This is a genomic window from Robertkochia sediminum (assembly GCF_016786255.1).
In the GTDB taxonomy this organism is placed as follows: Bacteria; Bacteroidota; Bacteroidia; order Flavobacteriales; family Flavobacteriaceae; genus Robertkochia; species Robertkochia sediminum.
In genome coordinates, this window is record NZ_JADMKT010000064.1 from 1 (window position 1) to 22748 (window position 22748).

Genomic DNA, 22748 nt, shown 5'->3' on the forward strand with positions numbered 1-22748 from the left:
CTTCTATGTTGTTTTCCAAGCAAAAAGCCTGTTTTTTACCATTATAGTCTTTCGGAAGCCCTTTTCAAAGCTTCCATTTCTGTTCATGATTCAAACACTCTTTCTCTTTGATGGTACTACTTTTTTACTAAAAACCCTTTCAATTAATCTTCTATCAACAGTCTCAATGCTTAGGCATTAGCTGCAATTTATTGTTCACTTTAAAAGGAAGGGGGACGTAAACTTCACCGAACAGTCTGCTTGCAGATCAGTGATCTTCAAGTGCTGCAATTGTAAACGAACGTTCGTTCCCCCTTTGTAATTTTCCCAGGTTTATAAATAGTACCATTAAAGTTAAAGCTTTCTGATTCACGCTATTTGTTTTTAACATACGACCCCATACTTATAAGGCTCTCGATGAATTAATACATAACGAATCCGGTTTAAAAGATTCTTGGCAATTCGAATGATAGCCTTATTCTTTTTCATCCGTTTACTCAAGTTGGTAAATCGTAAAGTCAGTGCAGGATCGCTGCGAACTGCACTCCAGGCCGCTTCGATCAATGTGTTCTTTACATTAGTTCGACCTCTGGAGCTTATACCCGAGGAGCTCTCCCGATCTCCTGAAGCATGTACCTTAGGCATTAATCCAAAATAACCGCAAAGACGGTCAAAGTTGGTAAAACGATGTATATCCCCAATTTGAGTCAGCAAAGTCATGGCTGTCACAACACCTATACCAGGTATGCTTTGCAGCAATAGTACATTCTCACGGTAATTATTACTCTTTGCCAGAGCTCTTAAACGAGAACTCACCTCTTTCTTCTTGACCTTTAAATATTGGCCGTAATCCAGATGAGCCTGAATAATGAATTTAAGATCCGGATACTTTACCATCTCACTTTCCAACCACGCAACATAAGCCTTAGTCCAACTCTTGCTCCCCCGGTCAAGTTCCTCAGGAATAGAAATCCCATACTGAAACAAAAGCGACTTAATCCGATTCTTCACCCTGGAAAGATCCTTCGTTAAACTATAACGCAAACGCAGTAAACTACGGTCTAACTCCAAATGCCGATCCGGAACATCGATCCCTTTAAGTAACTGGGATCGCAGTGTATTGGCTAGTTTCCTACTATCGACCGTATCATTCTTTCGTTGGCGATCCTTCTGACTTGTAGGGATATCTGCTGCATGTACCACCTGAGCATCTATACCCAATGAACGAAGTGTTCTGCAAGGAGTAAACCCATTGAAGCCCGCCTCGTAAACAGCCTTATAACAAGCTCCGGGATAATGCTTTTGAAGGTATTTTGCCAACCCTTGAGCATCAGCATCCCTACTCATCGTCTTCAGTTCAAAATTATCACTTAAAAGCGTGACCTTCCAACTCTTCTTATGACAGTCAATTCCAATATAAATTGTTTGCCCATCAAATCCTCTCGGCGTATCTTTAACTAATGTCGGCATAAGTCAATGTTTTTTAGATTGTTATTACCTTAAAATAAAAAACTTGGCTTATGCTTTTTTGTTTAATAATGCCCCAATTCTACCTTTGATTCTTTCCTCTTATTTCATTGGAACTGTGGCCTAAAACAAACATAGTAACTTTACCCTTTCAGCAGATTACTTCGTCCCTTCGCTCCTCGCAAAGACATCTATTCATTACAGCATCAACGTGTCACCGTATCACCGCGTCACTGCATCACAGTTTCACCTCATAACCTCGTAACCCCCATAACTTTTCCCTATCCCTCATCGAAAAATCCAATTAAAACCCTCATTTTGTGTCACTTATGTTACACGTAACCGTTGTAGGAAGTCCTATTTTTGACTAACTTTAAAAATCACTATTCAAATGGAAACAATAAATAACACAGATCAACAAATCTATAGCATGCCAAGAATTGGTGATCAGGCTCCCGATTTTGAGGCTGTAACGACCAAAGGAAAGATCAAATTTTCTGATTTCGCCAAAGATAAATGGGTGGTCATGTTTTCTCACCCGGCCGATTTCACCCCGGTATGTACCACCGAGATGAGCGGTTTCGCAGAGCGCAAATCCGAATTTGAAGCGCTTAACACCGAATTATTGGGACTGAGTATCGACAGTATTCACGCCCACCTGGGATGGGTGCAAAACGTAAGACAGAATACCGGCGTGTATTTTGACTTTCCAATCATTGCCGATCTCGACATGAAGGTGGCCAAATTATACGGAATGCTTCAGCCTAACGAGAGTGAAACTGCCGCCGTACGTGCCGTATTCTTTATCGACCCTTCCAAAAAGATACGCCTCATCATGTATTATCCGCTTAATGTAGGGCGTAATATGGACGAGATCTTAAGGTCATTGCACGCCTTGCAGGTTTCTGATAAGCACGGAGTGGCACTACCCCTCAACTGGAAACAAGGAGACAAGGCTATTGTACCACCACCAAAATCACTTGATGAACTCAACGACCGCCTGGCCGATACCACGCTTGAAAAGGTAGATTGGTACCTGGCGAAAAAAGATATTCCTAACAGCTAAACCACAAAGAAAAAAATCACGCTATGAAAGTAAAACAGTTTGAAGATAAGCCACTTGCACATTATTCTTATGCCATCGTTAGTGGCGATAAAATGGCCGTTGTCGATCCGGCGAGAGATCCTATGCCGTATTACAAATACGCCGAGGAGAATAAAGCACGTATCGTAGCGGTATTCGAAACCCACCCACATGCCGATTTTGTGAGTAGTCATCTGCAAATTCACAAAGAAACAGGAGCTACCATCTATACCAGTGCCATGGTGGGGGCCGATTATCCGCATCAGGCCTTTGACGAAGGCGATAGCTTCACCATGGGCGAGATCACGTTTATCTCGATACATACTCCCGGACACTCCCCCGACGGGATCACTATTCTGGCCAAACAAGACCAAACCCAGGCCCTTTTCACCGGAGACACCTTGTTCATTGGTGATGTAGGACGCCCTGACCTGAGAGAGAAAGCCGGAAACATGCAGGCCAAAAGAGAGGAGCTTGCCAAAATGATGTATCACACCATTCAAAACAAGTTCAACGATATTCCCGATGGCGCCATGGTCTATCCGGCCCACGGGTCAGGATCCCTATGCGGAAAGAACCTCAGCGAGGCATCCAGCAGTACTCTGGGGAATGAACGTATGGGGAACTGGGCCTTCAGAAAACAAACAGAAGAAGAATTCGTAAATGAGATCCTGAAAGATCAGCCTTTCATTCCTTCTTACTTCGGTTATGATGTAGGGATCAACAAAGCAGGAGCGCCTAACTTTGAAGGAAGCATTACCGGCATTCCCTTTTACATGAATCAAAACCCGAAACCCAACGGAACGCTTATCGTAGACACACGTCCGGGAGATGCCTTTAAAAAAGGCCATGTTAAGGGAAGTATCAATATCCAGGGCAATGGTATCGACGACAAGATCGAAACCTGGCTGGGGTCTATCGTAAAACCGGAAGAGAAATTCATCCTCGTGATCCCTTCGGCTCAGGAAAGGGAAGACTTGCTGAGCAGGATCGCCAAGATCGGGTATGAAGCACAGATCCTGGCGGTATACACCCTTGATATGGAAGGTGACCTGGAGACCGACAAGTCATTAGATCTGGAAAAATTCAGATCAACTCCGGAAGACTTTACGATCGTAGACATACGAAACAGCGGAGAAGTGGCTGAAGCCGAATTCTTTAAAGACACCATTCATATTCCACTCAATGAACTTCGCGAGCGCTTTAAGGAAGTACCTGCCAACAAACCATTGGTAGTGCATTGTGCCGGAGGGTATCGCAGCGCTGCAGGAAGCAGTATCCTCGAAGGACTCGTCGATGGAGATGTATTCGACCTCAGTGTAGCGGTGGAAGAATTTAAATAATCCCCCACCCCCAGACCTATCTTAAATTCTACCTTAAGCGACTTATTATCAGTTCTTAAGGTAGAATTTTCTATTTTTACGGTAATCGTTATTGCTAACCTCTAACTCCTCCGGAATTTTAATGGAAACCGAAATATTAGCACGTATTCAATTTGCCTTTACCGTAGCCTTTCACTATATCTATCCGCCCCTCAGCATTGGCCTCGGACTCATGCTGGTGATCTTCGAAAGCCAGTATATTCGTACCGGGAAGGAGATCTACCACAGCCTGGCGCGCTTCTGGACCAAGATCTTTGCACTCACCTTTGGGATCGGCGTGGTTACGGGGATCGTGATGGAGTTCGAATTCGGCACCAATTGGGCTGTATATTCCCGCTATGTGGGTGATATCTTTGGTAGTGCCCTTGCTGCGGAAGGGATCTTTGCCTTTGCCCTGGAAAGCGGATTTCTAGGAGTGCTTCTATTTGGATGGAACCGGGTAAAACCCTGGGTTCATCTGGTCGCTACCATTGGTGTGTTCCTGGGATCCATGTTCTCTGCAGTATGGATCGTGGTTGCCAACAGCTGGCAGCAAACTCCTGCCGGTTATCATATTGTCGGGGAAGGGATGAATGCCCGCGCAGAGATCACCGATTTCTGGGAAATGGTTTTTAATCCGTCGAGTGTAGACCGCCTGCTTCACGTGTGGTTAGGGGCTTTCCTGGCCGGTACCTTTCTTGTACTGAGCGTGCATGCCTGGTACCTGGTAAAGAACAAACACGTAGCCATTTCTAAAAAAGCTTTTAAGATCGCCCTGTCTGTGGCCCTGGTGTGTTCCCTGGCGCAACTTTTCGCCGGTCACCGCTCGGCAGAGGGGGTAGCAGAAAATCAGCCTGCCAAGCTCGCTGCTCTTGAAGGTCATTATCCGGCCGAAGCCCCTGCCGACCTTTACATTATGGGATGGGTGGATAACGATACGCAGGAAGTCAACGGACTGGCCATGCCCGGGATGCTATCTTTTTTGATCCATGGCGATACCGAAACTCCGGTAACCGGCCTCAATGCCTTCCCCGAAGATGAACGCCCGGGACAGGTCAATGCTGTTTTCCAATTCTATCACATCATGGTGGCCATAGGGATGTTCCTCATCCTGCTTACCGGCTACGCAGCCTTTAGCTGGTGGCGAGGCACCCTCTTTAGTCAGAAGTGGCTCATGTGGCTCTTTGTTTTTTCAGTTCTTCTCCCCCAGATCGCAAATCAAACCGGATGGTTTGCCGCCGAAATGGGCAGGCAACCATGGGTAGTATACGGATTACTGCGTACCAGTGATGCCTTTTCACAGGCCGTTACAAGCAATCAGATCCTCTTTTCATTGATCATGTTCTTTGTGATCTATGCGCTGTTATTCGTTTTGTTTCTCTACCTGCTCAATAAGAAGATCAAACACGGACCTTACGATACCCGTGAGATAGACGACCGCCCCCATACCAAAGAATTTACAGAAAGTTTAACGCGTTAAAACAAATTTATGGAAACCCTTTTAGGACTCGATTACCCCACCTGGTGGTTCCTTGTTGTAGGGGCACTGTTTTCGGGATATGCCATTCTCGACGGATTTGATTTTGGGGCGGGGGCCTGGCACCTGTTCTTCAAGAATGAGCTCGACAGGCGTATCGCTTTGAACGCGGTCGGACCCGTTTGGGATGGGAACGAGGTTTGGCTTGTTATTGGTGGCGGGGCCTTGTTTGCAGGATTTCCGCTCATGTACGCCACATTCTTCTCTTCCCTCTATATTCCCTTCATGCTCTTTTTGATGTTCATCATCTTCAGAGCTATCGCTATTGAATTCCGCAGTAAGGAACCCATGAAATGGTGGCGTTCCATGTGGGATGTGACCTATAGTATCTCCAGTATCATGCTGGCCTTTTTATTGGGCGTGGTTTTGGGGAACGTACTTCAGGGTATCGCCATCGACGAGCAATACAACTATGCAGGGAGCGGATTCTTTGAATTCCTCAATCCTTATGCCCTCCTAACCGGCATCACGACCCTCTTTCTCTTTATGATGCACGGGGCCATTTATTTGTTGCTTAAAACGGAGGGTAAAATGTTTACCCTGCTTACCTTCTTACTGAAAAAAGGGATGATCTTTTTTATGGTAAGCTTCGGAGTAACCACCCTGTTCACCCTGCTTTATATTCCACACCTTTCCGACGATTTTAAGAGTAACCCGGTGTTATTCATCATTCCCCTGCTCACCTTTCTGAGTATCGCCAATGTACCCCGACTGGCGAGTAAAAGAAGGTACCGACTCGCATTCGTGTTCTCTGCCCTTACCATAAGTTTAATGCTTATGCTGGTAGCCATAGAGCTCTATCCCACCTTATTGATCTCTACCATATCTCCCGAAAACAATATCGATATCTACAAGGCTGCCGCGTCGACCAAAACCCTGAAGATCATGATGACCATTGTAGCCATAGGAGCTCCTTTGGTTGCAGGATACACCATATTTGTTTACCGTACGTTTAAAGGTAAGGTTCAGCTCGACGAAACGAGCTATTGATCTGCGCGTTTCGGCAATTTGTAGTTGAGATAATCAAATTGATCTGCTTCTCTTATTGGTGATCAGCCCAACTGTGTTTGAACAATACCGGATTGATCTTGATCTGCGCCCACCCCCAGTAATTGGTATTGTCGTTGGTGGTTCCACCTTTGATAAGCGACATACTGTCTGAAGCGAACATATGCGAGTAGCCGAGATTCAGGGTGGCGAAGGTGAATAATTTTTGAGTGAACACCAGGTCGAGCTCCGTTCCCAGGTATTTATCGGTGCCTCCGCTCAGGTCGGCATTGGCTGCAAAATAATGGCCTTTGACCAGTAAATTACTTTTTTCTCCCGTCTTAAAAGTGACCCTTGCAAAAAGATCGTTCAATCCTACGTTATTGGCGTGATTACCTACGTAGAAATAATCCATGAATCCGTTAAACTTGTGATTGGTACCGTATAGCGGAAAGAAGGATTTATTCTTGCTCTCACCATCCTGGTCGGTCCCCGAGAGCATCTCGAACCCTAAACCAAATAAGGTATTTCCGGGCTTATAAGTAGCTTCTAACCCCACATCGTAGGCACTGAGATCGGTCTCGTTGGTCGCCTTACCAAATTGCAGATAAGCAAATCCTTCCAAAGCCAGATCCTCCCCCACCGGGTTTTTAGTGTACAATCCCGTAGTTTGCCTGTAGTATACCCCATCGGCAATATCATTATCAGGACCTGTAAAATTCTGGAAGCCATTATTCAGAAACAAAAAGCTGGTACTGCCCTTTTCCCAGCTCTTGGTCATATGTAAAAACTGCATGGTCTTATAGGAGAAGAAACCTGTCACGGGATAGGCATTACCAATTAGCGGCTCATTTTGCTGATTAAAGGCAAAGGCAAGATCGATCTTTAAACCGTTGTTCTGATGACGAATAAGTGCCGCATCATGCGTACGCCCCTGCATGGCCCAATCGAGTCCCCCGAGAATACGCTGGTCGTCGTAAGAGATCACCTGCCGTCCCAATTTTAAACTCCATTTTTCCTGCCATTTTAATTTGGCCCAGGCTTCAAAGATCATCAGGGACCCATTGTCGTCCTGAGGCAGGATCTGCCGGGTATCACCCCAGGTACTGATATCCTGCACCGAAAATTGCAGGTCGACCCAATCGTGGGTATAGCCTACATTCAACCGGGCTCTTTGTCGTACAAAGGCAGCGGGTTCGGCCCCATCAGGAAATAACGTACCGAAGCCGTGGCGCAATTCAAAACGATCGCGAAAATCCAGGGAGGTCTGAAATTCCTGGGCGCTCATCATAAGGCACCCTGAAATAACGAAGAGGAAAGTAATTATTGATCTCATGAGGTTGGTTTTTATAAGGATCGCTCCTGTTTAGTGTGTATTAAAGGTATAAATTTTCAACCTACTGAAGGTTAATCACCTGTTGATCAACATTTAAAACACATTTTACCCCTCTTTGTAGGTCCACCGTCTTAAAATTTTACTAATTTTAAAGAAACTCTCTCACTTTGAGTCTATTAGGCAAAATATTACCACCCAGATCCTCGCGATGGAGAACCGTTGCCGTTTTCTTTATTGCGGTGATCCTTGGGGCCGCAGCTTTCACTGCGAATGAGGCCAAGGTGTTTTCCTATATGAAAGACGATCCCCAAGCGTGCGTGAACTGCCACGTGATGACCCCTGTCTATAACAGTTGGATGCATAGTTCGCACCGGGAGTGGGCATCATGTAACGATTGCCACGTACCCCATGACAATATTTTCAACCAATACTTTTTCAAAGCGAAAGATGGCCTCTACCACGCTTCCATTTTTACGCTCCGTGCAGAACCTGAGGTGATCTTTATGCGTGAAGAATCGGCAGAGGTAGTACAGGATAACTGTCTTCGATGCCATGTGCAACAGGTTACCGAAACCAAATATGTAGGTTGGCTGGACACCCATACCAGCAATCGTACCGACCGTAAATGCTGGAGTTGCCACCGGGAAGTTCCCCACGGAAAGATCCACGGGCTCTCCACCGTAAAATACAATATTGCTCCCCTACCCACCGATCAACCGGAAGAGATCGTACCCGAGTGGTTGGAAGCAGAGTTAAACAATAAAAACGCAACCGATGAAAAATAAAGTCCTTTTCCTGGTGACCCTGGTCGTAGTATTTCTTCTTGGACTTTTGGCGTCCAGTATAATCAATCGCAAGAGTGAAGCCAAGTTCAAATACGCGCCTAAGGTAAAGATCAGTCAGTACGAACCCAGAAATGCCGTTTGGGGAGAAAATTATCCTGCAGAATACCAATCGTCTTTGCAAACCTCAGACACCTCTTTTGTGTCTTACCAGGGAGGGTCGGCCATGAGAGATATGCTGGAAGAAGATCCCAATCTGGTGATCTTATGGGCCGGATATGGCTTTGCTAAGGATTACAACCAGGGACGCGGACACTTTTACGCTGTTGAGGACATTCACAATACGCTGAGAACCGGCGGACCAAAAGGTCCGGGTGATGGCCCTATGCCGGCCACCTGCTGGACCTGTAAGAGTCCCGATGTACCCAGACTCATGAACGAGATCGGGGTAGCAGAGTTCTACAAGGGGAAATGGGCCGATAAAGGTGCCGAGATCGTAAACCCCATTGGATGTGCCGATTGTCACAACCCCGATAATATGAAATTGAGAATTACCCGCCCGGCATTGATCGAAGCCTTTGATGCCATGGGTAAGGATATTACCAAAGTAACTCACCAGGAAATGCGTTCGTTGGTTTGTGCCCAATGTCATGTGGAATACTATTTCAACAAAAACCTCCCGGGAAAAGAAGGTACGCCTTACCTGGTATTCCCATGGAAGAACGGGATGAAGGCTGAAGAAATGGAGGCATATTTTGATGAGATCGAATTTTCCGATTGGACGCATGCCTTAAGTAAAACCCCCATGCTCAAAGCGCAGCACCCGGGGTACGAAACCTACCTTACCGGAGTGCACGCCGACAGAGGGGTGAGTTGTGCCGATTGCCATATGCCTTATAAAAGCTCCGGCGGACAAAAATATACCGACCACCACCTTCAGTCGCCTTTAAACAACATCTCCAACGCATGCCAGGTATGCCACCGGGAAGATGCCGAAAAACTTCGCGCCAATGTGTATGAGCGTCAGGCTAAGGCCAATGAGAACAGGCTTAAACTGGAGACCATGCTGGTGAAAGCCCACCTGGAAGCCAAAAAATGCTGGGACCTGGGCGCTACAGAAGAGCAGATGCAACCCATCCTGATGGATATTCGTCATGCCCAATGGCGATGGGATTATGCGGCAGCCTCCCACGGAGCCTCGTTCCACTCCCCCGTAGAAACCGCCAGGGTGATCGGGAGCGGACTCGAAAAAGCTCAGGAAGCACGGGTAAAATTAGCCCGAATGCTGGCCAGCCTTGGTTTTAATCAAGAGGTTCCTGTTCCGGATATCTCCACCAAAGAGAAAGCTCAGGCCTTCCTGGGAATGGATATGGAGAAACTCGAAGCTGAGAAAAAAGAATTCAAGGAAAATCTGCTGCCTAAGTGGCTGGAAGAAGCCCGTGAGCGCGAAAGCCAGATGGGAGTAGATAAGGTAGCCGACGCTTCCAATTAACCGATACCACCACCAAACATATAGCAACAACCGCCCGTAATCAAATTTTTGAATCGATCTAAACTTTTGCTGATGCAGAAATTGTATAAAGTATTTGCCTCGCCCCTGCTCGCCCTTATTTTATTGATGTTGTTTGCCATAGCCATGGCTACAGCCACCTTTGTGGAAAACGATTTCGGCACACCCACTGCCTGGGCGATCATCTATGACAGCTGGTGGTTCGAGCTTATTATGGTCGGACTCGCCCTCTGCTTCGTAGCGAACATATTCAAATACAGGCTCTTTCGAAAAGAAAAATGGAGCATGCTGTTATTTCACCTGGCATTTATCATCATCATTCTCGGAGCTGCCATAACCCGCTACACCTCCGAAGGGGGAGTCATGCGTATTCGTGAAGGCGAGCAGTCGTCTACCATAATTTCTGATAAAACCTTTCTCAGGATCCATCTCACCAGCAACAGCATTCATCACGACTTTACCCAACCATTAAAGCTCATCCCGCTTCAGGATCCTTATCACTCCTGGAATACCGAGATCGACGGCCAACCCCTGGAGGTGCGTGTAGAAGGATTTATTCCCGATGCCGAAACCCGCATCGTAGACGACCAAGAGCATGGAAAACCCATGATCGAAATGGTGGTGAGCAAAGGACAGGGAAGGGAAACCCTGCTGCTCGAATACGGCGAGACAGAGATCTTATCTCCCTCGATCAAAGTAGGATTTGAGGTGGATAGCCCGGGAGTAGTGAATATTCAACGATCGGAAGAAGGATTCACGATGACCTCACCAACAGAACTTGACTTCTTCATCATGGCACAACAGGTCGCCGGAAAGATCAGCACAGACTCTGTACAACCCATGCAACTCAGAACACTGTATCGCAAAGGAGACATCTCTTTTGTGCCCTTAAATTATCACCCTAACGGCCGAATAGATTTTATAAGCACTTCCGAAAAACCGGGTAATAATGAAGAAACCAAAGACGATATCGTCCAGGTCACACTCCAATTGGGAGAAGAAGAAGTTAGTACCAATCTCCTGTTCCGCTCCGGTTTTCTGCCCGTGCAACACCCCATAGCGATAGGGCCATACACCGGTCACATTTCTTACGGGTCGGATGCCATAAACCTACCGTTCGCACTTTACCTGGAAGACTTCCAGCTGGAAAGGTACCCCGGTTCTACGAGTCCGTCGTCTTACGCCAGCGAAGTCAGGATCATTGAAGGAGAACAGCAGGAAAACTACAACATACATATGAACCATGTGCTGGATCACCGGGGTTACCGTTTTTACCAGGCGAGCTACGACACCGACGAACTGGGTACCGTGCTGGCCGTAAATAAGGACCGTCCGGGTACGTATATCACCTATTTGGGATACCTGCTCATGGGGCTGGGGATGTTCCTTACACTCTTTGGGAAAGGCTCGCACTTTTGGGTGATCAACAAAAAACTTAAAAAATTAAAGCGCATCGGTACGGCCATCGTCGCACTAATAGCCATGCAATTCGCTGCAGCACAAAGTGAAGATGCTGAAGGGACCATTGCTCAGAATATCGTTTTCCCTATCGAACAGGCAGAAAATTTCTCCAGGGTGCTGGTCCAGGATCTCGACGGACGCATCAAACCGCTCAATTCTTTGGCGTCTGAATTCCTTAGAAAGATCTCCAGGAAGAACTACCTTGAACTCGAGCAGTCCGGAAACTCCTTCCGGCTAACTCCAGACCAGGTATTTTTATCTATGCAAATGTACCCCGAGCAATGGCGAACCCTACCCCTGATCAAGGTAGATAGCAAGAAGCTCTCGCCCGTAACCGAAGAACTTCCGGAACACCCCAACGAACTGGTAGCCTTTAACGACCTGTTGGAAGCCGATGGGAGTTACATCCTCTCTGAAGCTGTAGAAAAGGCCAATCTTAAAAAACCGGCAGAGCGCAATGAGACCGATAAAGAACTGATCAAGGTTGATGAACGATTTAATATCGTTTTCGGTATCCTCCAGGGAGATTTTATGAAGATCTTCCCCAATAAGAATGATGAAAACGACACCTGGTTTGCGACCAATCACCACTTTCAGGACTTCTCCCCGGAAGATGCACGATTCGCGAAGAATGTACTTCCCTTGTATTTCCTGGACATACACAATGGCGACTATGCTGAGGCTTTTGAAAAGGCACGATATATAAAAACCTACCAGGAGACCCTGGCAGCCGATATCATTCCCGGTGAGAAAAAGATCAACGCCGAACTCCTGTACAACGATTTGAACATTAACTTCTGGATGTTCCAGTTCCTGTTCACTATAGGAGCTGTATTACTGGTGCTTGCCATTACCTTCATCTTTAAGACGAATAAGTTCCTGAAAGTCCTTTGGAATGGCGCCATCCTGATCACCCTGGTCGGATTCCTGGTCTTTACCGGAAACCTTATCCTCAGATGGTATATCGGCGGACATGCCCCTTGGAGTAACGGTTACGAGATGTTGGTCTTTGTGGCCTGGGTATTGCTCCTATGCGGATTCCTCACCTTCAGGAAATCTGACTTTGCCTTACCGCTTGCCACCTTGTTCTCGGGAGCCTTACTATTTGTGAGTTACCTCGACTGGCTCAACCCGGAGATCACCAACCTCATGCCCGTACTAAAATCGTATTGGCTCAAGGTGCACGTGGCTACTATTGTAAGCAGTTATGCCCCCCTGGCCCTTTCGGCCGTATTAGGGATCATGGTGCTTATCCTCATGATCATCCGCACCCCATCGATCGCGGGGAATGTAGATAAACGCATCAAAGAACTCACCTATATCAATGAGATCTCCATGACCATCGGACTCTTTGTTCTGGCAGTGGGAACCTTTTTGGGAGGGGTCTGGGCCAACGAATCCTGGGGGCGCTACTGGGCGTGGGATCCTAAGGAAACCTGGGCGCTTATAAGCATCATCATATACAGTGTCGTACTTCATTTAAGGCTCATCCCAAAACTCCACAATCCCTATGTAGTCAATGCGAGCAGTATGTTTGCCTTCTGGTCGATCATCATGACCTCCTTTGGGGTGAACTACTATTTATCAGGCCTCCATAGCTACGCTGCAGGAGATCCAATGCCGGTACCTACGTTTGTCTATGTGATCGCAGCCCTTATGATACTTTTATCGGTAATGGCTTGGTTTCGTTTTGGAAAGAAGGTGACCCTACGCCTGTAAGTAACAGTATTCGAAATTATATTCCATACGAGTTGAATGTCTCACATATAGCCCTTATGAATTAAGAACCGGTATTAGAAGTTATAGTTCAAAACCAGGTTGATGTTCCACATATCGGCCTTATTGATAATGAAGTTGGGATTATCGGGATAGTCCCCATTGGCCACCTTATAGGTTACCAGAAGCTCAGGCCGGAATCCTTTTAACTTATCGAACTCAAAGAAGAGGTCGGCATTAAAATGGGCATAGCTGGAAAAAGCGTACTTATTGAGCGCAGGATCGGTGGTGGAATCTTTCCAGTTTTGCCCGGCGCTCCAAAAGGCCTTCATACGGGTGCGTAATTTGGAAAAATAGGTATTGGTATGAAAGTAGGCCACCAGGGCGTGATTCCCGGCTGTACCCTCGCTGCGCTCGCGCTTTTGAAAGCTAAAAAGAAATTCTCGCCCCCATTCTCTGGGAAAAAGAAAACGCCCCGCTCCGGTAATACGGTCATAGGCAAGAGACAATGAAGAACGCTTCATCTTGTAGGTTACTCTTCCCCCGATAACATCAGAAAATTTATTACTAAAATAGGTCAATGAATCTATGGCATTCCCCCCGTTGTTCACCCGGTTTTGGTGCAACCACTCCACCTCTGCCTTCCAGCGATCGCTTAGGTCATACCCGGATCGCACGTAGAAAGAATTAAACACATTATCTACGTACAGGTCCCAAACATTAAGGGTCATCTTTTCGCCCAGATCGAAATCTGCACTGGCTACGGCAATAAGATCAGAGTTTACATTCTCCAGGTATCCTGAAGGATCTCCAACGACATCCCGACCTACCGGGTAGAGGCCAATACTTTCTCCTATATTGTAGAACCTGGCTGTAGACCGGGGAGCTATTCTCCCTATGAGTCCCAGTTGCAAATGAGTATGATCGCCGGGGCTATAGGTATACCATACACCTTCTACCAGGGTTGGGATCATTCGGCCATCCTGTGCATTCAAGAATGGGGTATTCACCTTCATCCTTCCCAGCTGAATTTCGTGATGATTCGACCTGTATCCCAGGTAAAATTCACCCACAAGCCATATAAAGGGATCTTCAATATCAGTAACATCGAAAAGCCCCACCTCGTAGCGGCTGGTTTTTCCTGTGGTTCTATCGGCAAGGGTAAGGTCTTGAATTTGCAGATTTGCAGAAGTATAGAATGCAGCCCCAATGCGCCACCGGTCAGAAAAGCGATATTGATAACGTATATGCCCTCCTGTGGCCATGGCGTAGTAGTCCTTGAGATCGCCCTTGTTTTGGGTGGTCATGTAGAAGGTTCTCCACTGTCCGCTCAATGTTCCGCGGTAGGGTCTGTTCTGTTCCTCCTGGGATCGGAGGGATAGACTGATCAGCAAGAAAATGAAGATCAGGGCCGGTTTGTACATTACTTTGTTTTTGTGATTCCGTATTCCTTCTTGTAGTACTCCATGATCGGCTTGAAGGGTCCGTATTTGTGTTGTTGCGGACTAAATTCGTCGCTCCACGGGCCATAAGGTGTCGATACGGGTTTCAGCTTTTTATCCGGAAAGTCTTCTGCCAGGTTACCTTTTTCGGGACGCATAAAACTGTTGATATAGCCGGCCACGTGATAGGCCTCCTCATCGGTGAGTTTAGGGTTATCCCATGTAGCTTCAAGATAGGGCATATTAGACTTGATAAATTCGGCAGCGGTGATCACGCGGTGCATCCCTGCCCCGTTATTATAGGTGTCTGTACCCCATAAGGGCGGATAAACATACCCCGGGCCATCGGGCTTTGGAGCTCCCTGACCATTCTCACCGTGGCAGATCACACAATGCTGGGTATATACGGCCTTTCCTTTTTCCAGATCTACCGCTTCTTCCGGGATCACCAGCTTTGGATACCCCTTGAATTTTGCTACCTGATCTTCAGGCAGCCCATTCCCCAGCCAGTCCATATAGGCGACCATGGCCTTCATTTCTTTACCTGTTCCAGGTAATTTCCTTCCATTCATACTTCGCTCCATACAACCGTTAATACGTTCTTCGATGGTGCCGATCTTGTTTTCCCTGCCCCGAAACTGCGGATAGCGTTGGGTGACACCCACCCATGATGCCGATCCGGCCTGGGTACCTCCGGCGAGGTGGCAATTGGTACAGGAAAGGGTGTTTCCTGTATAGCGCATTTCCGGATCTTCCACTCCGGGACCGATCCATCGCGCTGTTTCGGACAACAGCAAGTAGCCGTACTTGACATCGGGATCCATGACACCTGCAGCAAATTCTTCCTCAGGAACCTTTAATTCCCAGGTAGTGGGTTCGGTATTTAAAAATGAAAATAATTGCGGATTATAACTGTAGTAAAAGATAAAGACCGATACCAGCATAATGAGCCCCATAAGCAGGGCCAGCTTTTTTCGCAGTGATTCGATAAGGGTGCCAAAATCTTCCATTGCTATGGTGTTTTATCTTCCTATTGCTCAGAAACAAAGTTAAGATAAAGACCAGAGAGGCTCTGTGATAAATGTTACATAACGTACGGATATTCGGCAAGTTAGCTTTTAACAGCGTGTTAAAGCAGTATCGATCGCATGAAAAGCAGACTGTATCATGTAAAAAAAGCCTCCCGGTATGGAAGGCTTTTTCTTGTATGATATAGATACGGTATTAAAAACGGTATTGCAGGAAAACGGAAATATTTCTTCCCGGATCGGTGATCGGGGTTCTTTGGAACCCTTGCTGGTTCACAAATGAGAAATTAAGGTGGTCGCTATAGGTCTCATCGAAAAGATTGAGCGCTGCAACCCCCAGGCTAATGCCTTTCCAGGGTTTAACACCGGCGCGTATGTCTGTGGTTTGATATGCCGGGGTGCTGGTCTCTCCAAAGGAAGGGGCGATCTCATCTTGCGCAGAAACAAAATTCTGATCAATACCCAACCAGTACTTTTTCCCTTCGTACATGAACTGTACACGACTGCGTAATGGAGGTGTTAGCGGAAGGGACTCTCCCAGGTCTTCGTTCCTGGTGTAAACATAAGCCATGAATCCGTTGAGGCTTAGCTCAGGAGTCAATTCAAAACCTACCTCGGCTTCTGCTCCGTACTTGTAGGCCTTATCGAGGTTTGTAAAACGCTTTACCTCACTTGGCTGTGCCATAGGCATGTATTTACGATCCAGCTCCGGATCGATCACGGCAACGATATAATTCTCAAAACGCGAGTAATATCCGGAAACCCCGTAATTGAATGCATGCAATCCTTTAAATGCCGGTTCCACTTTTCCTCTGAGGGCTACCTCAACCTGGTTGTTCACCTCGGCATCAAGGTTAGGATTACCCACGTATTCATAGGGATCCTGCCCCACTGTAAAATGATTGATATACCTTTCGATCATATTTGCCGAACGCATCCCTCTACCATAAGCCACTTCCAAAAGCATTCCCTGCTGAATTCTGTACTTCAGGGAAGCTGTTCCGCTCAGGTTGTATTCGGTGCGCTGGTCCAATTCCGGATAGAGCGCTGCAAAATCGGCCTCAGGGTCGCGGATATCCGAGGCCACGATATCATATCGGATACCGGTGGTTAAGGTAAGATCGTTCGAAAGCTGCCAGTTCCCTTCGGAGAACAAACCATAGTCGTTTACATAGGAATCCTGCCAAACCTTATCATTAAACACCCTTGGTTCCGGTAACAGGTCTCCTGCCATATTGCGTTTTACCATGCGGGTACGACCTCCATCGCGAAATACGAGTTGGGCATCGACTCCGGAAAACACTTTTAAATGAGACACCGGACTCCAGGTTACTTCGACCTTACCGCCCATAGTTGTAGCCTCCACGGCTGCTACAGCCTCGGTCATCATAAAACTCGGCCTCAGGGCATTGGTCATGATATGATCTACATACGAATAGTAGGCCTTGGCGTGCAGATTACTCACCTTTTCACTCACGTTCTTACGGGTATAATCAAGGGAGATCATGCTGGAGTTATCTTCTTCTGTATCCATAGGCAGGGCCGCATGTAAGACGTCTCTTCCGAAAGATTGTCGCCACTTTAACTGCAGGTAATCGTTTGGTGTAAACGCATAGCCGGTATGTACGGCATAATCTGTACTGCGAAAAGCAGATGGGATCTCTGTTCCATCACCATCTTCATAATTACCAAAATCGCGGTAGGTACCTTCTAAAGAAATATCGAATTGCTTGCCAACATGAGCAAGATGCAACATTTCTACATGCGAATTCCCATTACCTTCATATCCTGTACTAAAACTACCCTGGAGTCCGCGCTCATTACGATCAGGGCGTTTACTCACCAGGTTGATCACCCCTCCGAAATTCGCACCATAGCGCACAGAATAAGGTCCTTTGATCACCTGGATATTTTCAATTGACTCAGGCACTACGTGGGTCGTAATGGGGTCCATGCGATTCGGACAGGCATGCATGACCTTTGTACCTCCGTCAAATTGCACATTGAGCTGCTCGTATTGGGCTGCACGGAAAGAAGGATCTATGGCGTAATTCCCCCTTTTTACCAGGGAGAATCCGTTGAGATTATTGAACATATCGGCTACGTTTCGGGGCTGTACCACCCGCTTCATATAATCGTAGTGTTCTGTGCTCATTACAGGGTCCTGAAGTTTGTTACCATAAAGGATCACAGCCCCTAAGGTATTGATGGTATTTTGGGTGGTATCAACCGCCACCGGCTCTGCCTCCTGACCAAAGGCCATAGCAGTAGTAAGCATCAGTACAGATGCCTTGATTAGCTGTTTCATTACTAGTATAATTAGGTTATAAATTATCGGAACCTGTTAGGGTTCTTCACACCGGAATTATGCAGCAACAGCGTTGGGCGGATGGAATACCGCCTTGGAAAGTAATAGGTGATAAAAGTTAATGTAACTGCCATACGACAAGATCTCAGGTTCCTCTAAAACAGGCTGGGTCTTGTTTTCAAAAGCAACGAACAAAATGTTCTTAGGCCAGGAAAAGTGTTCTTTAGGCAGCGGATTCTCTTCGGTATCGGCCTCCTGTAACATCTTTGCCAGGTAACATTTCCCGTCACAGTTGAGTTCCGGACGATCCTTGTTCTCACAAAGTCGCTCGATAAAATCGTCTGTAGCAGTGATGTAGTAGAGGTACGTCGCAGGAACCCTTAAATTGTGCGCCAGCACAATGAGGGTGAACAGCAGTAGTATGAGCTGAGGACGCAGTTTCATGGATTTGCAAAAATAATGCAACTCCTGATATGCGCGTGTTACTTAAGTTACAATGAATTAACTATGGCTGATTTTTATGAGACCAGCTTCAATTTAGGAACTTTAATGAAAAATATGTAACGGTTATCCTAAAGTGTTATCCTGATTTCAACCGAAAACGTTAATCGTTATAGGCCCCCGATGAATAGGTGAGCTCATAACTGTGGGTATAGATCTCGAAAACCACCCCGAACGGATCTTCCACATAGACCATTTGATACGGCTTCTCTCCCGGATAATAACTGCGGATGGGCATACGTTGCTTTCCCCCGGCATCTACGATCTTTTTGGTGAGCCCTTCGATATCCGGATCCTGGACGCAAAAGTGAAAAAGGCCGGTGCGGAAGGGATCAAACTCAGGTCGATCGCCTTTATTGGTCAGGTGAAAAGAGAACAATTCGACCCCGATCCCGTCTGAAGTCGCCATATGGGCGATCATAAATTCTTTCCAGCCCTCTCCGAAAACATCGATACACATCACACCGATAGGCGTTTCTTTTTCCTCTTTAACCAGGGTTGGAGGCATGATCACATACCAGCCCATAATGTCCTGGTAAAATTGTACTGCTTTTTCAATATCCGGAACCGAGATCCCTATATGTGAAAATGTCCTTGGGTATGCACTCATAATACGCTGATTTTTAACGAATTAAAATTAGACATAATAATCTGATAATCAGCATGAAACGACAACAAAACACCTCCCTTTATGGTTACTTGGCGAAATAAGTGTGGAATATGTATCTTCACAAAAAATATTCCCATGAAGATCATCTCCTGGAACGTAAACGGTATTCGCGCCGTGATCAAGAAAGATTTTTTTGAAACTGTTGAAGTCCTGGATCCGGAAATTCTTTGCCTGCAGGAAACCAAAGCCCAGGTACACGAAACCGAAAAGGCCCTTGAACCGATTAGTGAGGCTTATGGTATCACAGCCAATGCCGCTGAGCAAAAGGGGTATTCCGGCACCGCCATTCTGAGTAAACCGGAGGTGATCATTACAACTGAAGGCATCGGGAAACTGGAACACGACAATGAAGGACGGGTGATCTGCAACGAATACGAACACTTTTACCTGGTGAACGTCTATGTACCTAACAGCGGACAAAAACTGGTGCGGTTGGATTACAGGGAAACCTGGGATAAAGACTTTCTAAGCTACCTAAAGGCACTGGAAAAGAAAAAACCGGTGATCGTATGCGGGGATATGAATGTGGCCCATCAGGCCATCGACCTAAAAAACGACAAATCCAACTACAATAAGACCGCCGGATACACCCAAAAGGAGATCGATGGGATGACCCGTTTCCTGGAAAGCGGATTCGTAGACACCTTCCGTCATTTTCACCCGGAAGAAGAAGCGTATACCTATTGGAGCTACCGCTTCAGCGCCCGTAAAAAGAACATCGGATGGCGACTGGATTATTTCCTCATTAGTGAATCCCTGGTCGATAAGGTACAAAAGATCGAGATCCTCTCAGACATCATGGGATCTGATCATTGTCCGGTGGCACTCACCCTGACTTTTTAAGGACTATAGAACGATCTGGTGGCAAGTACTTATTTGGGACTCAAAATCACCCCATACCTGTATCAAACAAAGTGTAAATGCTGAAATTTCGTATCTTAAGGAGATCGGCATTAAGCCGAGTCACTTAAAGTAAATACATGACCGATCAGCACAAAACCAGCTTTCAATTCATAAGCGAACCCACCGATGTCAACTTCGGAGGTAAAGTCCACGGAGGAGTCGTCATGAAATGGATCGACCAGACGGCCTATACCTGCGCCCGCACCTGGGCTTCGACCTATTGCGTAACTGTTTATGTAGGAGGAATACGTTTCTATAAACCTATTAATATCGGGGAGGTCATCAAGATCGATGCCTATGTGATCTATACCGGAAAGACCAGTATTCATATTGCCGTTGATGTCTACTCAAGGGATTTTGAACAAGAAGGATTTGAAAAGAAGACCCATTGTGTGATCGTATTCGTATCGGTAGACCCCCAGGGAAAACCTGTGCCGGTTAGAAAATGGGAACCCAAAACGCAAACCCAGATGCAATTGGCCAACTATGCCAAAAAACTGAAAGAACTGCGCGAACAGATCGGCAAAGAAATGGCACCTTTTTTTAGCGAATGATCTGCGCTGTCGCAGTCGCTCCCTTCTTTTATTCGAGGGTAGCTATCGGAAAATCAATGCCGGCAATTTCCCTGATCCTGTCCAGCAAGCTTATCAGGTTAAGGGTGTCCTTATGCGACCACAATTCGCTTTCTGTCTTCCCCCCGCGAATACACTGGTGTACCTCTTCGATCTCATAGGTATATCCCTTACCGTTAAGTGGAAAAGAGAACGGCTGAGACTTACCTTCCCTGGTCAGGGTAAAGCCCGTGGTCTGAAACCAGAAGGGATCAACAATGATCTGTCCCTCCTCCCCGCAAATATTTGCGCGGTTATCACTGGTGTGTGCAAAAGAACTGTGCAACACCGACTGTGCCCATGGATGGTGTAATATCATGGATGTCTGGATCTCTGCACCCGTATGAAAGAACCGTGACTGGGCGCTGATCTTTTCCGGCATCCCTAATAGGAGGTAGGATAAAAAGACCGGATATATCCCGATATCCAGCAGTGAGCCTCCGGCCAGTTCTGGGTTTAATAACCGTCCCTTAGGATCGGCATCCAGTCCGTAAAAACAAAAATCGGCCTGAACAGATCTAAGTGTTCCCAGAGCGCCCTCATCGACCATCTCCTTGATCTTTCTAAGGGATGGATTAAATCGCGACCATAGGGCTTCCATAAAGAAAACCTCATTGGTTCGGGAAGCTTCGATCATGGCTTCAGCTTCGGTAGCATTGATCGCCGCAGGTTTTTCGCAAAGTACATGTTTACCGTACTTCATAGCTTCAATGCTATATCGGGCGTGCAGATGGTGGTAGGTTGCTACGTAAACCACATCGACCTCCTCGCATTCAAAAAGCTCTTGATAGGAACCAAAGGCATAATTCGCTCCGAATTCCTGTGCAAAATCTTCTGCCCGCTCTGCAGCATGTGACGCTACTGCTACTAATTCGGCATCCGGAACTAAAGCGAGATCTCTGGCCAATTCACGGGCAATATTCCCTAATCCAATAATACCCCAACGAATTTGTTTTGCTTGTTCTGCCATAGTTGTAAAGATTTAGTGCACTGAAAAGGTAACATCTGTCTGATAAAGGTAGGAATTACCTTCGAAAGTATACAATTCCACATGGAGCGCAGGTAAACACCTCCGAGGCTTCCCTGATCAGGATGCCAACAGCAATTAACCGTAACTGTGAGTTGTGCTCATCATTGGCTCCCTTTTGAAAAGAATAAAACGGGAGTAAACAGCCGTATAAAGACCCCGGCGATAACTATGAAAAACCTATATTGTAGTCAGATTCCAAATACCAGCCAATGACCAAGCCAATGCAACTTAACCAGAAAAAGATCGGACTCGCCCTTTCAGGGGGCGGGGTCAAGGGTATCGCCCATATCGGGATCCTTAAAGCCCTTAACGAGCACGATATCCATCCGCATTACATTTCAGGGGTTAGTGCCGGTGCCCTTGTAGGGGCTCTATATGCCAATAATTATGCGCCTGAAGACATGCTGGCGTTCTTCAAGGAAACCCCCTTATTTCAATACAACTTTGTAACGATCAATAAGCCGGGACTCTTTGACACCGAAAAGTATGTTGGTGCGCTTGAAAACTATTTTCCGGAAAACAGGTTCGAAGCCTTACACCGGCCTTTATATGTTACGGCAACCAACCTTCAACAGGGAAAACCGGTATATTTTCAAACCGGTGAGCTCATTCACCCCTTACTAGCCTCTGCTGCCCTGCCCCCCGTATTCAGTCCTGTAGAGATCAGGGGCGAACTGTATTCAGACGGTGGGGTCATGAATAATTTCCCGGTAGAGCCCTTACAAGAACAAGCAGACTTTATCATTGGCAGCTACACCTCCTCTATGGGAGTGATGCGTAAAAAAGACCTCAGCAATTCCCTGCAGATCTCTCAGCGCGCCAATTTGCTAATGCTCCATGCCAGTGCGATCAATAAGCTCCATATTCCCGATATGCTCTTCCGACCGGAGGGACTCGGACTCATAGGGGTGTTGGATAAAAAGGGGATCGACAAGGCTTTTGAAATAGGCTATGAACACGGCTCCAGGCATCTGGAAGAGGTGCTAAGCGAAAGTATTTAGCTCATTTTCAGTGTTTTAGTTGCTTTTTTGGTGA

At 46.6% G+C, this 22748-nt stretch carries 18 protein-coding genes; 10 read left to right on the top strand and 8 right to left on the bottom strand.

The window, feature by feature from the left end; genetic code table 11:
• Window positions 1-363: 363 nt before the first annotated feature.
• On the bottom strand, window positions 364-1449 hold the full coding sequence (locus tag IS446_RS01875; protein ID WP_203057834.1) for an IS110 family RNA-guided transposase: 1086 nt from the start codon (window positions 1447-1449) through the stop codon (window positions 364-366).
• Between the two features lie 388 nt (window positions 1450-1837).
• On the opposite strand from IS446_RS01875, the gene IS446_RS01880 reads away from it, so the two are divergent.
• The 4 genes from IS446_RS01880 to cydB all read left to right on the top strand — a co-directional run bounded on the left by IS446_RS01880 (window position 1838) and on the right by cydB (window position 6418).
• Complete coding sequence (locus IS446_RS01880) at window positions 1838-2512, top strand: peroxiredoxin (RefSeq protein WP_203057926.1); 675 nt, start codon at window positions 1838-1840, stop codon at window positions 2510-2512.
• A gap of 23 nt (window positions 2513-2535) precedes the next feature.
• A complete protein-coding gene (locus tag IS446_RS01885; protein WP_203057936.1) occupies window positions 2536-3873 on the top strand; it encodes an MBL fold metallo-hydrolase in 1338 nt (445 codons plus the stop codon).
• A gap of 121 nt (window positions 3874-3994) precedes the next feature.
• On the top strand, window positions 3995-5371 hold the full coding sequence (locus tag IS446_RS01890) for a cytochrome ubiquinol oxidase subunit I (protein WP_203057938.1): 1377 nt from the start codon (window positions 3995-3997) through the stop codon (window positions 5369-5371).
• Between the two features lie 9 nt (window positions 5372-5380).
• On the top strand, window positions 5381-6418 hold the full coding sequence (gene cydB / locus IS446_RS01895; protein ID WP_203057940.1) for a cytochrome d ubiquinol oxidase subunit II: 1038 nt from the start codon (window positions 5381-5383) through the stop codon (window positions 6416-6418).
• A 52-nt stretch (window positions 6419-6470) separates the two neighbouring features.
• On the opposite strand, the gene IS446_RS01900 is transcribed toward cydB, so the two are convergent.
• The gene (locus tag IS446_RS01900) at window positions 6471-7751 is read right to left on the bottom strand and encodes an alginate export family protein (protein ID WP_203057942.1); all 1281 of its coding nucleotides are present in this window, start codon (window positions 7749-7751) and stop codon (window positions 6471-6473) included.
• Window positions 7752-7918: 167 nt separating this feature from the next.
• Here IS446_RS01900 and nrfH point away from each other — a divergent pair, with 167 nt between their 5' ends.
• The 3 genes from nrfH (at window position 7919) to ccsA (ending at window position 13223) form a co-directional block, all read left to right on the top strand.
• Entirely contained in the window at window positions 7919-8536 is a 618-nt protein-coding gene (gene nrfH / locus IS446_RS01905; RefSeq protein ID WP_203057952.1) for a cytochrome c nitrite reductase small subunit, read from the top strand.
• The gene (gene nrfA, locus IS446_RS01910; RefSeq protein ID WP_203057954.1) at window positions 8526-10025 is read left to right on the top strand and encodes an ammonia-forming cytochrome c nitrite reductase; all 1500 of its coding nucleotides are present in this window, start codon (window positions 8526-8528) and stop codon (window positions 10023-10025) included. Before nrfH ends, nrfA begins: the two co-directional genes overlap by 11 nt.
• A gap of 72 nt (window positions 10026-10097) precedes the next feature.
• Window positions 10098-13223 carry a cytochrome c biogenesis protein gene (gene ccsA, locus IS446_RS01915; protein ID WP_203057962.1) on the top strand — a complete coding sequence of 1042 codons (3126 nt, stop codon included), beginning with the start codon at window positions 10098-10100 and terminating at the stop codon, window positions 13221-13223.
• 74 nt (window positions 13224-13297) lie between these two features.
• Here ccsA and IS446_RS01920 read toward each other — a convergent pair whose 3' ends face one another.
• The 5 genes from IS446_RS01920 to IS446_RS01940 form a co-directional block, all read right to left on the bottom strand.
• Entirely contained in the window at window positions 13298-14644 is a 1347-nt protein-coding gene (locus tag IS446_RS01920) for an OprD family outer membrane porin (RefSeq protein ID WP_203057972.1), read from the bottom strand.
• A complete protein-coding gene (locus IS446_RS01925) occupies window positions 14644-15672 on the bottom strand; it encodes a c-type cytochrome (protein ID WP_203057974.1) in 1029 nt (342 codons plus the stop codon). Before IS446_RS01925 ends, IS446_RS01920 begins: the two co-directional genes overlap by 1 nt.
• A 214-nt stretch (window positions 15673-15886) precedes the next feature.
• Complete coding sequence (locus IS446_RS01930) at window positions 15887-17998, bottom strand: TonB-dependent receptor domain-containing protein (RefSeq protein WP_235996373.1); 2112 nt, start codon at window positions 17996-17998, stop codon at window positions 15887-15889.
• A 57-nt stretch (window positions 17999-18055) separates the two neighbouring features.
• Window positions 18056-18442, bottom strand: coding sequence for a hypothetical protein (locus tag IS446_RS01935; RefSeq protein WP_203057976.1), 387 nt, complete (start codon window positions 18440-18442; stop codon window positions 18056-18058).
• 160 nt (window positions 18443-18602) lie between these two features.
• Window positions 18603-19109 (bottom strand): lactoylglutathione lyase family protein, encoded by a 507-nt coding sequence (locus IS446_RS01940; protein WP_203057978.1) that lies wholly within the window; start codon window positions 19107-19109, stop codon window positions 18603-18605.
• Between the two features lie 135 nt (window positions 19110-19244).
• Between IS446_RS01940 and IS446_RS01945 the strand changes: the two genes are divergently transcribed.
• On the top strand, window positions 19245-20012 hold the full coding sequence (locus tag IS446_RS01945; protein ID WP_203057980.1) for an exodeoxyribonuclease III: 768 nt from the start codon (window positions 19245-19247) through the stop codon (window positions 20010-20012).
• Window positions 20013-20149: 137 nt separating this feature from the next.
• Window positions 20150-20626 carry an acyl-CoA thioesterase gene (locus tag IS446_RS01950; protein WP_203057982.1) on the top strand — a complete coding sequence of 159 codons (477 nt, stop codon included), beginning with the start codon at window positions 20150-20152 and terminating at the stop codon, window positions 20624-20626.
• A 28-nt stretch (window positions 20627-20654) separates the two neighbouring features.
• Here the strand turns inward: IS446_RS01950 and IS446_RS01955 are convergent, their stop codons facing one another.
• Entirely contained in the window at window positions 20655-21653 is a 999-nt protein-coding gene (locus tag IS446_RS01955; protein WP_203057990.1) for a Gfo/Idh/MocA family protein, read from the bottom strand.
• A gap of 269 nt (window positions 21654-21922) precedes the next feature.
• Between IS446_RS01955 and IS446_RS01960 the strand changes: the two genes are divergently transcribed.
• Window positions 21923-22714: a patatin-like phospholipase family protein gene (locus IS446_RS01960; protein ID WP_203057999.1), complete on the top strand. Its 792-nt coding sequence runs from the start codon at window positions 21923-21925 to the stop codon at window positions 22712-22714.
• Window positions 22715-22748 lie beyond the last annotated feature (34 nt).

Bases quoted from the DNA above. Each gene is read 5' to 3' on its own strand.
- IS446_RS01880 (WP_203057926.1), top strand. From the start codon at position 1,838: ATGGAAACAATAAATAACACAGATCAACAAATCTATAGCATGCCAAGA.
- IS446_RS01955 (WP_203057990.1), bottom strand. From the start codon at position 21,653: ATGGCAGAACAAGCAAAACAAATTCGTTGGGGTATTATTGGATTAGGG.
- IS446_RS01935 (WP_203057976.1), bottom strand. From the start codon at position 18,442: ATGAAACTGCGTCCTCAGCTCATACTACTGCTGTTCACCCTCATTGTG.
- cydB (WP_203057940.1), top strand. From the start codon at position 5,381: ATGGAAACCCTTTTAGGACTCGATTACCCCACCTGGTGGTTCCTTGTT.
- ccsA (WP_203057962.1), top strand. From the start codon at position 10,098: ATGCAGAAATTGTATAAAGTATTTGCCTCGCCCCTGCTCGCCCTTATT.
- IS446_RS01930 (WP_235996373.1), bottom strand. From the start codon at position 17,998: ATGAAACAGCTAATCAAGGCATCTGTACTGATGCTTACTACTGCTATG.
- IS446_RS01960 (WP_203057999.1), top strand. From the start codon at position 21,923: ATGACCAAGCCAATGCAACTTAACCAGAAAAAGATCGGACTCGCCCTT.
- nrfA (WP_203057954.1), top strand. From the start codon at position 8,526: ATGAAAAATAAAGTCCTTTTCCTGGTGACCCTGGTCGTAGTATTTCTT.
- IS446_RS01945 (WP_203057980.1), top strand. From the start codon at position 19,245: ATGAAGATCATCTCCTGGAACGTAAACGGTATTCGCGCCGTGATCAAG.
- IS446_RS01940 (WP_203057978.1), bottom strand. From the start codon at position 19,109: ATGAGTGCATACCCAAGGACATTTTCACATATAGGGATCTCGGTTCCG.
- IS446_RS01950 (WP_203057982.1), top strand. From the start codon at position 20,150: ATGACCGATCAGCACAAAACCAGCTTTCAATTCATAAGCGAACCCACC.
- IS446_RS01890 (WP_203057938.1), top strand. From the start codon at position 3,995: ATGGAAACCGAAATATTAGCACGTATTCAATTTGCCTTTACCGTAGCC.
- IS446_RS01900 (WP_203057942.1), bottom strand. From the start codon at position 7,751: ATGAGATCAATAATTACTTTCCTCTTCGTTATTTCAGGGTGCCTTATG.
- IS446_RS01925 (WP_203057974.1), bottom strand. From the start codon at position 15,672: ATGGAAGATTTTGGCACCCTTATCGAATCACTGCGAAAAAAGCTGGCC.
- IS446_RS01920 (WP_203057972.1), bottom strand. From the start codon at position 14,644: ATGTACAAACCGGCCCTGATCTTCATTTTCTTGCTGATCAGTCTATCC.
- IS446_RS01885 (WP_203057936.1), top strand. From the start codon at position 2,536: ATGAAAGTAAAACAGTTTGAAGATAAGCCACTTGCACATTATTCTTAT.
- IS446_RS01875 (WP_203057834.1), bottom strand. From the start codon at position 1,449: ATGCCGACATTAGTTAAAGATACGCCGAGAGGATTTGATGGGCAAACA.